Consider the following 13567-nt stretch of genomic DNA (forward strand, 5'->3'; position numbering starts at 1 on the left):
GCGGGTTACGCCACCTGCGCGTACTGCAGCATGACCTGCAGCAGCACGTTTGCGCCGGCGGTAACGTGCCCGGGAGAGGCGTACTCGATTTCGTTATGGCTAATCCCGTCTTTGCAGGGAATAAAGATCATCCCCGTCGGCGCCAGATAGCTCATATATACCGCATCATGCCCGGCACCGGAGACGATCTCCCGCGCCGGATAGCCAAGTCGCGCCGCCGCATCGGCAATGGCCTGCTGGCAATCCGGATGGAACGGCGCCGCCGGGTAATGGCTGACTTCCTGTATCGTCACCGCCAGGCCGCTCTCCTGCTGCACGCGGGTGATAAAAGCCCGCAGCTGGCGGTCCATCTCATCGACCGCCGCGTCGCTGATATTGCGCATATCGATGGAGAAGGTGACCTCGCCCGGCACCACGTTGCGGCTGTTGGGATAGACCTGCACCATCCCGACGGTACCCCGCCCCTCTTCGCTGCGCCCGGCAATCGCCACCACCTCCTGCATAATCCGGGTCGCTACCTGCAAGGCATCCTGACGTAGGCGCATCGGCGTTGGCCCGGCATGAGATGCCTGCCCCGTCACCACGCAATCGTACCAGCGGATCCCCAGCACCCCCTGCACCACGCCGATGATTTTCTCTTCATCTTCCAGGATCGGTCCCTGCTCGATATGGGCTTCAAAGTAGGCGCCGATCGGATGATCGCCGGGAGTCTGGCTGCCGACATAGCCGATACGCGCCAGCTCCTCGCCCACCGTTTTTCCCTGCGCATCCTGCGCGGCATAGATTGTTTCCAGCGGGAATACTCCGGCAAAGACCCCAGACCCCATCATGACCGGCACAAAACGCGAGCCTTCTTCATTGGTCCAGAACACCACTTCAATCGGCGCTTCGGTTTCAATATCGAGGTCGTTCAGCGTACGCACCACCTCCAGCGCCGCCAGCACCCCGTAGTTACCGTCAAATTTCCCGCCGGTAGGCTGAGTATCAATATGGCTTCCGGAGACAATCGGCGGCAGCAGCGGGTTGCGCCCTTCCCGGCGCATAAACACGTTACCGATTTTATCAACCGTGACGCTCATCCCCGCCTCTTGCGCCCAGCCGATGACTACATCCCGTCCCTGTCGGTCGAGATCGGTGAGCGTCAGGCGACAGCAGCCGCCCTTCGGCGTCGCGCCGATTTCCGCCAGCGCCATCAATGAATCCCATAACCGCTCCCCGTTAATACGCCAACCCGTCGCCCCGGCAACCGGGGTAAAAAGAACCTCACTGCTCATCTTTGTCTCCTTGCGCAAATGCAACGGCCAGCTCCACCAGCAGACGATCGCTGCCGCGCGGCCCTAAAAAAGAGATGCCCAGCGGCAGACCGCCGGCCTGAGCCACCGGCAGCGTCACCTGCGGACGCCGGGTCATCACCGAAATCAACAATAAATCGTGGGAAAGACGCCGGGTGGTCTCAATCTCCTCAGCCTGCGCCGTCAGCAGCGGCGCACCGTCGGGCACGGTGGGCAGAACCAGTATCGCGTCGCCCAACAGCGCATCCCACCAACGGGTAAAGTGCTCCCGCCGCTGGCAGGCGGCCTCATACTGCGCCGGGGTCACCGCTTTTCCCCATAAGAAGCGTTCGCGTACATCCGGCCCCAGCTGCAGGCCATAGCGTTCTATCGTCTCCCCCTGCGCCTGCCAGGCCTCGAATCCCTGAATCTGCCGAAAGGCGAGGTAGATCTCATCGATGTCCGGCAGCGACGCATTCAGCGGCGTGAAGGTGCCAAAAACGCGCTCAAGCCGCTGCCGGACGGGCAACAATGCCTGCTGGCTACGCAGCGGCAGGCGGGAAAAAAGAGCGTCATGGCACGCCAGCGCCACGCCGGCAATCGCCGGAGGCTTCGCGTCCAGCAGGCAGTCAGCGACCGCCCGAAAGACCTCCGGCGTTTGGGCGAAGAAACCGCAGGTGTCCATCGTGGCGCACAGCGGCTGGCAGCCGTCGAGCGAAATGCGCCCGTGCGTGGGGCGCAGGCCAAACAAGCCGCAGTAGCTTGCCGGGGTACGCACCGACCCGCCGGTATCGGTGCCCAGCGCAAAATCGCACACGCCGTTCGACACCGCCGACGCCGACCCGGATGACGAACCGCCGGGTATATGGTTCGGCGCAGCGCCGTTGCGTGGCGTCCCGTAATGCACATTGTGGCCGCTCATCGAGTAGGCCAGCTCGCTGGTGTGGGTTTTACCGATAAAACGTGCGCCGTTATCCAGCAGGCGCTGCACCACCGGCGCCGTGCGGCGTTTAATGCCGGAGAGCGCCAGTAAATGTGGGTTACCGCCGCCGGTGGGATAGCCCGCAACATCAAACAGATCTTTGACGGCAAAGGTCATCCCGCTGAGCGGCCCGCTCAGCGCGTGGGGTACCGGCTGCGGCGGGTAAGGCATAAATGCGTGATTATCATCCTGCATGCGTATCACCTCTTTTACTCGGTCGACCGTTCAGGCATACAGCGCCGGTTTTTCGACGCCCGACGTCAGTTCTCGCCAGCGATGGCAACTCACCACATGACGCTGTCCCACCTGTTCGGTCACGGGTTGAGTTTGCCTACAAACGGGTCTCGCATGCGGGCAACGGTCGGCGAACGCGCAGCCCGGCGGCAGGCGGGAAAGATCCGGCGGCGAACCGGGAATGCAATGCAGCACGTCGCCTTTTTTCAACCCGTCTTTGGGACGGCTACCCAGCAGCACCTGGGTATAGGGATGGCGAGGACGGGACAAAATATCCGTCATCGACGCCTCTTCAACGATCCGTCCGGCGTACATCACCGCCACCCGGTCGGCTATCTCCACCGCGGCGCCAATATCATGAGTCACAAAGATAATCGCCAGCTCGCGCTGCTTTTGCTGCTCGCGCAACAGGATCAGAATCTGGATCTGCACCGTGGCGTCCAGCGCGGTGGTCGGCTCATCCGCCAGCAGCAGCTGCGGATTGCACGACAGCGCCAGAGCAATCATCGCCCGCTGGCGCATACCGCCGGACATTTCGTGCGGGTAGGCATCCAGCCGTCGTTCCGGACTGGGGATCCGCACCTGACGCAGCGCCTCCAGAGCCCGCTCCCTCGCCGCCTGACGCGACAGCCCTTCATGGCGACGCAGCCCTTCAACGATCTGCTGACCGACGGTATACACCGGATCAAACGCCAGCAGCGGCTCCTGAAAAATCATCGCGCAGCGGGCGCCGCGATAGGCCCGCAGCCGGGAAGCGCTCATCTTCAGCACCTCCTCATCGCCGACGCGCAGCGTCCCCGAGAGCACGCTGCTTGTAGGCGGATGCAGGCGCATCAGCGCCCTCAACGTGACGCTTTTACCGGACCCCGACTCACCGATCAGCGCCATCACTTCGCCTTTATGGACATCAAAAGAGACACCGTTAACCGCATTCACCGTCTGGCCATCGCGGCGAAATTCCACCCGCAGATCGCGAATATGGACAAAAGCCTCATGCGACATGACTCACCTCCTGAATGGCGATGTTCTGATGCCAGGGCGACGACGGCTGGGCCATCAGGCAGGCACTTTGATGCCCCTCACCGACGCTTTCGAGCTTCGGTTTCACCTCGGCGCACACCGCTCTGGCGTGCGGGCAGCGGGTATGAAACCGACAGCCCGAAGGCGGTGATATCGGGCTCGGCGGATCGCCGTTCAGCGGCGAGGTCAGGGTGCGGTTTTGCGGGTCCATCGACGGCATCGAGCTGAGCAATGCGCGGGTATAAGGATGAGCGGAGCGGGTAAACAGCTGTTCCGCCGGCCCAATTTCCACTACCTCGCCGAGATACATCACCAGAATGCGATCCGATAGCCAGCGCACCACGTGCAGATCGTGGCTGATAAACACATAGGTCAGCTCAAGGGTACGTTTTAGCTCCTGCAACAGCTGCAGAACCTGCGCCTCTACCGATTTATCCAGCGCCGACACCGCCTCATCGAGGATAACCAGCCGCGGCTTCATTGCCAGGGCGCGAGCGATGTTGACACGCTGACGCTGGCCGCCGGAGAGCGCATGCGGATAGCGGTGGGCAAAACGTTCGGGTTCGAGGCCTACGTGGGCCAGCAGATAGCGGGCATATTCGCTGGCTTCTTTGGCGCTCACACCGTGTACGCGCTGGCCGAAGGCGATACTCTCCTCCATCGTCATACGCGGATTGAGCGAAGCATAGCTATCCTGAAACACCATCTGTACCTGACGACGATACTCTTTCATCGGCAGGCGCGAGGACCCCACCGTCAGGCCATCAAAGATCAGCTCGCCGCTGTCCTGATTAAGCAGCTGCATCAGCAGGCGTGCCGTCGTCGATTTGCCGCAGCCGGACTCCCCTACCACGCCCAGCGTTTCACCTTTCATCACCGTAAAGCTGACGTTATCCACCGCCTGCACCACTTCACGGCTTTTTGCGCCACCGGCACGAAAATACTTCAACAGCTGATTGACCTTCAGCAGCGGCTGAGCCGGGCCGCCAAGGTCGATATTGATAAAAGGTTGCATCGTTACTCCTTAATCGCCATCGCCGTGCGCAGGCGGTCGGCGAGGATGTTGAACGAAATGGAGGTGATAAAAATCATCAGTCCCGGCAGGGCCGCCACCCACGGCTGGGTGTAGATGGCCGTGCGCAGGGTATTGAGCATCAATCCCCATTCCGGCTCCGGCGGCCGCACGCCCAGGCCAAGAAAAGAGAGGCCGGAGGCGAGGATCATGCACACCGAAATCAGGCCGGTGGAGAAGACAAAAATCGGGCCCAGCACGTTGCCGAGGACCTGGACGCGAATAATGGTAAAGGCGCTGGCCCCGGTAGCGCGGGCGGCCTCGATATAGTCCATATGGCGGACCTGGGCGGTAACGCTTTCCGCAATCCGCGCCACCTGCGGCACGAACACCAGCGTCAACGACAGCAGCGCATTGCCAATGCCCGCCCCCAGCGCGCCGGAGAGCGCAATCGCCAGCAGCACCGAAGGGAAAGCGTAAAACACGTCGACGGTACGCATAATCAGGGTATTGGTTTTACCGCCCGCATAGCCGGCGATAATGCCGATGGCGCCGCCGATGAAAAAGGCGAACACCACCGGAACAATGCCCATAAACAGCGACAGCCGGGCGCCGAGAATCAGGCGCGACAGCATATCGCGGCCCAGTTCATCAGAACCCAGAACAAAACCGTCGCTGCCGATAGGTTTAAGGCGTAAAAACATCGAAGTCTGATAAGGGTCTTTCACTATCAGCCACGGGCCAAACAGCGCCAGCGCCAGCAGCAGCAAAATGAGGGTGCCGACGATCAGGCCGCCGGGATCGCGCAGCAGGCGGCGAAACACGCCGCGCCAGTAGCCCTGCCGGACAGCCACAACCGGAGAAGCCGGCGCCATTTTTGTCGTCGCGGTATCCACCATAGTCAGCTCCTCTTAATTCGCGGATCGAGGGTGGTTTGCAGGATATCCACCAGCAGATTGAGCAGCACAAAGAACAGCGCCAGCACCCAGATAGTTCCCTGCAGCAACGGCAGGTCGCGCTGGAAAATCGCCGTATTCAGCAGCAGGCCGGTCCCCGGCCAGGAGAAGACCGTTTCAACGAGAATCGAGCCGCCCATCAAATACCCCACCTGCAGCCCCATCACCGCCAGCGCGGTCGGCGCGGCGTTTTTCACTACGTGGAGGAAGATGCGCGATTCGTTCAGCCCGCGGGCGCGCAGGCCGACGATAAACTCCTGGCTAAGAATATCCGCCACCTGCGAACGCACGGTGCGGGCGATAATCCCGGTCGGGATCACCGACAGCGTAATCGCCGGCAGCAGCATGAACTGCAGATGCTCCCGGTCCCACTGCCAGCCAATCTCGCCAATCGGTCCGCCGCCGGTGGCCGGCAGCAGGGAAAACTTGACGCTAAAGACGATGACCAGCAGCATTCCCAGCCAGTAATGCGGCACGCTGACGCCGAAAACCGACAGCAGTGACGCCAGGCGGTCAACGATGCTGTTACGAAAGTAGCCGGCGACAAAACCAAACAGGCTACCCAGCACAAAGCCGATAATGGTTGCCAGCAGCGCCAGACGCAGCGAATAGCTGACCGCCGTCAGCACTTCGCCAAGTACCGGTCGGCCCGTCGCCACCGACATGCCTAAGTCGCCATGCAGCGCCCGCCATAGCCAGTGCACGAACTGCAGCGGCAGCGGTTTATCAAAGCCATAGGCCTGCATTAATGTCTGGCGCAGCGCCTCGGAGGCATCCGGCGGCATCACCGAAACCAGCGGGTCACCCGGGGCAATCTGCACCAGCATAAAACAGATCAGCGCCACGCCGAGCATCGTCGGGATGGCCAGCAGAATGCGGTATAGCAGCGTATTGATCATCTGTTCCCCCTGTGCGGTTACTCTTTCTTACTCACCAGGCTGAGATCGATAAACCAGCTTTGTGGCTGGACCACCCCGGTCACCGCAGGTGAAATCGCGCGCGGCCCAACGTCATGGGCGACAAACAGGAACGGCACCTGGTCGACCAGCGCCGCATGCAGTTCACCGGCCGCTTTGTCCATCTCCGCCGGGGTAAAGGCGTGTTTTACCGCCGTCGCCAGTCTTTCCGTCTCCGGCGTTGCGAAATAGCCCCAGTTGGTGGCGACCGGTGGGAAGGCTTTGGCGGTCGAGAAACGGATCAGGCCGAAGTAGGGATCGTTCACCGCCGCGCTGACATTGATCGCATCGATCCCCTTCGCCGACGGATCTTTCGCCCCCAGCCGCCAGTTGGTAAACAGGGTGTTCCATTCCGTCACTTTAATATCGACATTGAAGAAGCAGCTTTTCAGGCTCTGCTGGATGTATTCATTCATCGGCAGCGGCTGCATCTGCCCGGAGCCGGAAGCGGAAGTCGCCACCGTGACGTGCAGCGGTTTCGCGGCGCTAAATCCGGCCTCGGTCATCAGCTTGCGGGCGCTGTCCGGGTCGTATTTGATCTGGAAAGTGGGTTGGCCGTGCCACGGACTGTCGGCTTCATAGACGCCGGTCGCTTCGGTCATGTAGCCGCCGAGATAGCTTTTGAGTTCGGCGCGGTTAAGGCACAGGTTGGCGGCTTTGCGCACGCGAATATCTTTCCACGGCGAGCCTTCTGCAAAGGAGAACTGCCACGGCCACAGGTGCGGCTGAGTGTTGGCGTAGATTTTAAAACCCTGAGCTTTAATCTGATCGACCGAATCCGGCGCCGGGGCTTCAATCCAGTCCACCTGTTTTGACAGCAGCGCGGCGGTACGGGCATTGGCCTCCGGCAGCGGGATCAGCACCACTTTATCGACCCGTGGAATACGCTCTTTATTCCAGTAATCCGGGTTTTTATCGAGAATCAGCTGCTGGCGCGGAACCAGTTTTTCCATTTTAAAGGGGCCGCTGCCCACCGCCTGAGCGGCAAACGCCGTCCACGCCTGCTTGCTGCGGGCCGCCGCATCGCCGATGCTGGCCGCTACCGCGTCATACTGCTTCTGCCAGGCCGTCGGCGAGACAATAAACAGGTTGGTGATGTTGTACGGCAGCAGCGCATCTGGCTCGGAGGTGGTCAGCGCAACCGTATATCGATCGATTTTTTCCGCCCCGCTGAGCGTCGGCATACGGGACAGCGTATTGCCAATCTGCCCCGGCGCATATTGCGGCGCGGTTTTGTTCAACACCTTATCGACGTTCCAGACGATGGCGTCGGCATTCACCTCGCTGCCATCATGAAACTTCACCCCGGGACGCAGGGTAAAAATCCAGCGACGTTGATTCTGCGGGTCAACGTGCCACTCCGTCGCCAGGCCCGGAACCAGGCCGCTGGGCTTTTCGCCCTGTGAAAGATCCCACTCGACCAGCGCATCGTATAGCGGGATACCGGTGAAGCGGTTGCCTTCATATCCTTGATCGGGCTGCCCAAGCGTCAGGGGGATATCGGCGGCGGTCATGGCGATCCGCAGCGTGGAGGCACTGGACGGCAGGGAGGCAAAGAGCGCCAGCGCGCCGCTCACAGCAACGGCGAGATGACGTTTGCGCAAAAGTACGGTGTTATTTAGCATCACATTGTCCCTGTTAAATAAAAGTCGTTATTTAACAGGCAAGATGCATACCAGTTTATCAGGGCGAAAAATAAGTGTGAAAGCGCTTATAAAATAAGAGCAACCTATTATATCCGAATGATTTTAATTGAAAAAATAAACAACCCTTATCTTTACGCACCATCTGAGTGAAATAAGTTGCACAATTGCACCAGCCCGTTTATTGCCGCACGGGCAAAGCCGGAATAATCACTTAACATCACTTTTATAAAATAAATTCATCATTTCCGCGCAGCGATCTGCCCGCGGCGAACCCATCTATACTTCGTTTATCGCGCTAATCAGGGAGTCACCATGCCGCTACCCGACTTTCACCGCTCCGCCCCCTTCACCCTCGGGATTGAACTGGAGCTTCAGGTGGTCAATCCGCCAGGATACGACCTGAGCCAGGACTCCTCGCGGCTCATCGACGACGTGAAAAGCGGCCTGAGCGTCGGGGAGGCTAAACATGACATCACCGAAAGCATGCTGGAAATCGCCACCGGGATTTGTCGCGATATCCACCAGGCCGCGACGCAGCTGGGCACCATCCAGCAGGCGGTTTTACGCGCTGCCGCCCGCCACCATCTGCAAATCTGCGGCGGCGGCACCCACCCTTTCCAGACCTGGCAGCGCCAGCAAATCAGCGATAATCCGCGCTATCTGAAAACCGTGGAGCACTTCGGCTATCTGGCGCAGCAGGCCACGATATTCGGCCAGCACGTCCATGTTGGCTGCCAGAACGGCGATGATGCGCTTTATCTTTTACATGGCCTGTCGCGCTTCGTTCCGCATTGTATTGCGCTGAATGCGGCCTCGCCGTGGCTCGACGGCGCCGACAGCGGTTTTGCCTGTTCGCGTCTGAATCTGTTCGCCGCCTATCCTGACAACGGGCCGATGCCGTGGGTCAACAGCTGGCAGGAGTTTACCCGCTTATTCCGGCGCCTCAGCTATACCAGCATGATCGACAGTATGAAGGATCTGCACTGGGATATTCGCCCCAGCCCCCTTTTTGGCACCGTCGAAGTACGGGTGATGGATACCCCGCTCACTCTCGCGCAGGCGATCAATGTCGCCGGATTCATCCAGACCCTCGCCTGTTGGCTGCTGACGGAGAGGCCGTTTAAACATCATCCCGATGACTACCTGCTGTATCCGTTTAACCGCTACCAGGCCTGTCGCTACGGTCTGGAGGGCATCACTACCGATGTTCACAGCGGCGAACAGCGCCAGCTTCGCGAGGAGATTTTACAGCTGATCCCTCGTCTCATGCCCTACGCCGAGCGCCTCAATGCCGCCAGCGCTCTTGCAGCGATCGGGCGCCAGCTGCAGCAGGAGGCGAGCGAAGCCCGGCAGATGCGCGAGTTTGTCGCCGCCGGCGGCTCGCTGATCGGTCTGGTGCAAAAGCACTGCGAAATCTGGGCGGCATAGTCCGGCAAAAAGGTATACTGCGGCCAATATTGCTTTCGCCGCCCCGCATCTTCCTGCGGCATACCTGGAACGTTCTCATGACTTTGCGCCTTCTGCCGCTGCTGCCAGCGCTGTTGCTTCCCCTCTCCGCGCTGGCCAGCGGGAAATGCACCCTCACCGACCCGTCGCTGACGCTACAAAGCTATACCGTCAATCCGCAGCGTGAGCGCATCGCGATGTACTGGAAAAAAGCGGATGGCGAGGCCTTCGGATCGCTGCGTGCGCTGCTGGCGGATATCAATCAGAGCGGACGCGTGCAGATGGCGATGAACGGCGGTATCTACGCGAAAAGCTACGCGCCGCTGGGGCTGTATATCGAAAAGGGCGTGCAGAAAGTTCCGCTGAATCGCGCTTCCGGCGGCGGCAACTTTTTTATCCGCCCCGGCGGCGTGTTTTATCTGCAAGGCGAACGGGCGAAAATCGTCAGTATCGACAAATTTAAGCCGACGCCGGGTATCGATTATGCCGTGCAGTCCGGCCCGATGCTGATTGAAAACGGCACAATAAACTGGCGTCTGAAGCCGTCTGCCGGCTCACGCAAGCTGCGCAATGGCGTCGGTATCACCCGGCAGGGCCAGGTGATTTTTATGCTCAGCGATCGCGAAACCAACTTCTACGATTTCGCCTGCTACGCGCAGTCAACGCTCAACGTGCGGCAGATGCTCTATCTCGACGGCACCATTTCAAAGATGTACCGGAAAGGCGGCAGCGTACCGTGGCAGTATCACCCGTTCGTCACCCTGATTACGGTGGAGAGCAAGCCGTCCCCGTAGCCGATTGGCTGTCCGTAGCACCACGCCAGCCGTGGCGGCGGCAACAGCAGCTCATCTCATTCAGAAACCACAAAACATGCGGCGATGCCCAGCTGTCCGCTGAAATCGGCGAACCGGAGGCCGGAGGACAAGGCTGGCCGACAGAAGCGCGCTTACATCCGCCGATGCCCCCATTCGCGCAGGCGCTGGAACAGCACGAACAGCGAGGGAATAAACACAATCCCGATCGCCGTCGCCACCAGCATGCCGCTGAACACCGTAGTGCCGATAATCCGCCGACTCTGCGCCCCGGCGCCGGTGGCGAGCATCATCGGCATAATACCGATGATAAAGGAGACGGCGGTCATCAGCACCGCCCGAAAACGCCGGGTGGCCCCCTCGCGGGCAGCATCCACCACCGACATCCCCTCTTCCCGTCTGGCCCGGGCAAACTCGACGATTAATATCGCGTTTTTCGCCGCCAGCGCGATTAACAACACCAGCCCTATCTGCACATACACATCGTTGGCATAGCCGGCTATCCACAGCCACAGCAGCGCTCCGCCGAGGGCAAACAGCACCGACAGCATCACGCTGGCCGGCAGCGTCCAGCTTTCATACTGGGCGACGAGGAACAACCACGCCATCGCCACCGCCGCCAGGACGATCCAGATGGCCTGGTTGCCGGTCTGCTGCTCCTGCCAGGAGATGCCGCTCCACGCGTAATCATACCCCTGCGGCAAATTCGACAACAGAATTTGCTCCATCACCGCCATCGCCGTGCGGCTGCTGACGCCCTGTGCCGCAGAGCCGCTCACCGACACCGACGGGAACTGGTTGTACTGCTGAATGAACGGCGCGCCGACGGTGGGGGTGACGGTCACCAGATTGCTCAGCCGAATCCGCTCGCCGTGATGATTTCGTACGTACAGCTCGCCGATTTGCTCCGCCCGCTCGCGCCACTGCATCTCGTTTTGCACCACCACCGGATAGACACGATTGTTGATGCTGAAATCCCCGGCGCGCGTCCCGCCAAACGCCGTTTGCAGACTATTGAAGATTCGCGATACCGGCACATCCAGCCGCGCCGCCTGGTCGCGGTCGACGTTGAGCGTCAGCTGCGGCACGTTGCTACTCCAGGTGGTAAACACCTGGCTCAGCTGCGGATGCTGGTTCGCCATCCTTAGCACCTGCTGCGTTACCTGCTCCAGCTCTGCCGTCGATTGCCCGGCCTGTGCCAGAATGCGTAAATTGAACCCGGACGCATTGCCCAGGCCCGGCAACGTGGGCGGCGCAAAGGCCATAATGGTCGCCTCCGGCAGGCCCATCAGCTGTCCCTGCAATTTGCCCATCACCTCATTCAGCGGCGGCCGCTGATGCCACTCCTTCAGCATCACCGAGATAAAGCCGCCGTTGGAGGCGCTGGTTCCGTTGAGAATATTAAACCCGGACACCTGAATCACATCCTCAACCGCCGGATTGGCCAGCAGCAGCTCGCGCGCCTGAGCCATCACCGCTTCGGTACGCTCCAGCGACGCGGCTTCCGGCAGCTGTACGCTGGCGAAGAAATAGCCCTGATCCTCCTGCGGCAGAAAACCTTTCGGCATCTGGCTAAGGCTGAAGGCCACCAGAGCGGTGGCGGCGATCGTCGCCACCAGCGCCAGCCACAGACGACGGTTCATCCACCCGACCAGCGCCCCGTAGCCGTCACGCACCGTCGCCAGAGCGCGGTTAAAAGCCCGCCAGATGGCAGCAGGCTGCGCGGGACGCGGACGCAGCAACAGCGCGCACAGCGCCGGCGTCAGGGTGAGCGCGACGATGCTCGACACCGTCACCGCCGTCGACAGAGTGACGGCAAACTGGCGATACAGCTCACCGACAATCCCCGGCAGGAGCGCCACCGGAACAAACACCGCCAGCAGTACCAGCGTTGTGGCGATCACCGGCCCGGCGATTTGCCGTAGCGCCAGCGCGGTCGCCTCCGCACGCCCCACGCCTTCGGCGAGATGGGTTTCTACGCTCTCCACCACCACGATGGCATCATCGACCACCATGGTCAGGGCGAGAATAATGGCGAATAGGCTCAGCGTATTGGCGCTATAGCCCAGCAGATAAAGCACGGCAAAGCTGCCGATCAGCGACACCGGGATCGCCAGGGTGACAATCAGCGTGGCCCGCCAGCTTTGCAGAAACAGCGATACCACCAGCACCACCGCCAACAGGGTCAGCACCAGCGAGACGCCAATCTCTTTAATCGTCGCCGCGACAAAGCGCGTCGTATCGAACTTCACCTCCCAGGTCAGATCCGCCGGAAAGCGGCTGTGCAAGCGGGTCAGTTCGGCGCGCACCGCGTCGGCGACCTGCAGGGCGTTGGCGGTTGGCGTCGGATAGATACCGAGATAGGCGGAGTCTTTGCCGTTCAGCTGCGCGCCGGAACTGTAGCTGCGCGCCCCCAGTTCAATGGTGGCCACTTCGGCGAGGCGAACCAGCTGACCGTGTTCCCCGCTGCGGATCGCTATCTGGCTGAAGCTTTCCGCATCGCTCAGGCGGCCGATGCCGTTGATGGTCAGCGTCTGCTGCTGACCGTTGAACACCGGCGGCGTGCCTACCTGCCCCGCCGCCCCCTGCACATTCTGCTCCCGCAGCGCCTGGGCAATATCGTCGGTCGTCACATTCAGCGCGTTCATGCGATCGGGGCGCAGCCAGACGCGCATGCTGTAATCACGGGCGCCGAACATCTGTACTTCGCCGACGCCCGGTAGACGGGCCAGCGCCTCACGCACCTGGGTGCTGGCGTAGTTGCTGACGAACAGCGGAGAGAGCGTCTCCAGCGGCGAGTACAGGCTGACGCCCATCAGCAGGTTGCTCGCCCGCTTGCGCACCTGCACGCCGTTCTGCTGCGCATCGACAGGGAGTTGCGCCACCGCCTGCGACACCCGGTTTTGCACGTCAATCGCCGCCAGATCGGCATCGGTTCCGGCCGCAAAGGTCAGGCTCAGGCTGTAGGTGCCGTCATCGGAACTGGTGGACTCCATATACAACATATGGTCAACGCCGTTGAGCTGGGTCTCCAGCGGCGCGGCGATTGCCTCGGCGACGTCCGCCGCGCTGGCGCCCGGCCAGCTGGCGCTGACGTTGACCACCGGTGGCGTAATCTGCGGATATTGTTCCACCGGAATCAGCTTCAGTGCTACCGCGCCGATAAAGGCCAGCAGCAGCGCAATCACCATCGCAAAACGCGGGCGACGAATAAAAAACGTCAGCATCCCTT

Annotated in this window: 10 protein-coding genes; 2 read left to right on the forward strand and 8 right to left on the reverse strand. The window is 61.0% G+C overall.

The genetic code is table 11. From position 1 onward, the window contains the following. Positions 1-5: 5 nt before the first annotated feature. The 7 genes from AC236I_RS18155 to AC236I_RS18185 are packed head-to-tail and all read right to left on the reverse strand — an operon-like array spanning position 6 to position 8056. Positions 6-1274: a Zn-dependent hydrolase gene (locus AC236I_RS18155; protein WP_487608572.1), complete on the reverse strand. Its 1269-nt coding sequence runs from the start codon at positions 1272-1274 to the stop codon at positions 6-8. Further along, positions 1264-2448: an amidase gene (locus tag AC236I_RS18160; protein WP_015584944.1), complete on the reverse strand. Its 1185-nt coding sequence runs from the start codon at positions 2446-2448 to the stop codon at positions 1264-1266. Before AC236I_RS18160 ends, AC236I_RS18155 begins: the two co-directional genes overlap by 11 nt. A 30-nt stretch (positions 2449-2478) precedes the next feature. After that, complete coding sequence (locus tag AC236I_RS18165; protein ID WP_373386071.1) at positions 2479-3489, reverse strand: ABC transporter ATP-binding protein; 1011 nt, start codon at positions 3487-3489, stop codon at positions 2479-2481. Beyond that, positions 3479-4522, reverse strand: a complete 1044-nt coding sequence (locus AC236I_RS18170; RefSeq protein WP_004859228.1) for an ABC transporter ATP-binding protein — start codon at positions 4520-4522, stop codon at positions 3479-3481. The genes AC236I_RS18165 and AC236I_RS18170 overlap by 11 nt, the downstream gene beginning before the upstream one ends. A gap of 2 nt (positions 4523-4524) precedes the next feature. Further along, positions 4525-5418: an ABC transporter permease gene (locus tag AC236I_RS18175; RefSeq protein WP_004859224.1), complete on the reverse strand. Its 894-nt coding sequence runs from the start codon at positions 5416-5418 to the stop codon at positions 4525-4527. A gap of 2 nt (positions 5419-5420) precedes the next feature. Further along, entirely contained in the window at positions 5421-6374 is a 954-nt protein-coding gene (locus AC236I_RS18180) for an ABC transporter permease (protein ID WP_004859222.1), read from the reverse strand. Between the two features lie 17 nt (positions 6375-6391). After that, a complete protein-coding gene (locus tag AC236I_RS18185) occupies positions 6392-8056 on the reverse strand; it encodes an ABC transporter substrate-binding protein (RefSeq protein ID WP_004859220.1) in 1665 nt (554 codons plus the stop codon). A gap of 333 nt (positions 8057-8389) precedes the next feature. Here AC236I_RS18185 and AC236I_RS18190 point away from each other — a divergent pair, with 333 nt between their 5' ends. Both AC236I_RS18190 and AC236I_RS18195 read left to right on the forward strand, forming a co-directional pair. Then, positions 8390-9505 carry a YbdK family carboxylate-amine ligase gene (locus AC236I_RS18190; protein ID WP_104896861.1) on the forward strand — a complete coding sequence of 372 codons (1116 nt, stop codon included), beginning with the start codon at positions 8390-8392 and terminating at the stop codon, positions 9503-9505. 83 nt (positions 9506-9588) lie between these two features. Beyond that, positions 9589-10317: a phosphodiester glycosidase family protein gene (locus AC236I_RS18195; protein ID WP_369974017.1), complete on the forward strand. Its 729-nt coding sequence runs from the start codon at positions 9589-9591 to the stop codon at positions 10315-10317. 152 nt (positions 10318-10469) lie between these two features. Here AC236I_RS18195 and AC236I_RS18200 read toward each other — a convergent pair whose 3' ends face one another. Next, positions 10470-13562 (reverse strand): efflux RND transporter permease subunit, encoded by a 3093-nt coding sequence (locus AC236I_RS18200; RefSeq protein WP_487608573.1) that lies wholly within the window; start codon positions 13560-13562, stop codon positions 10470-10472. Positions 13563-13567 lie beyond the last annotated feature (5 nt).

The organism is Klebsiella sp. Sb-30 (genome assembly GCF_057652795.1).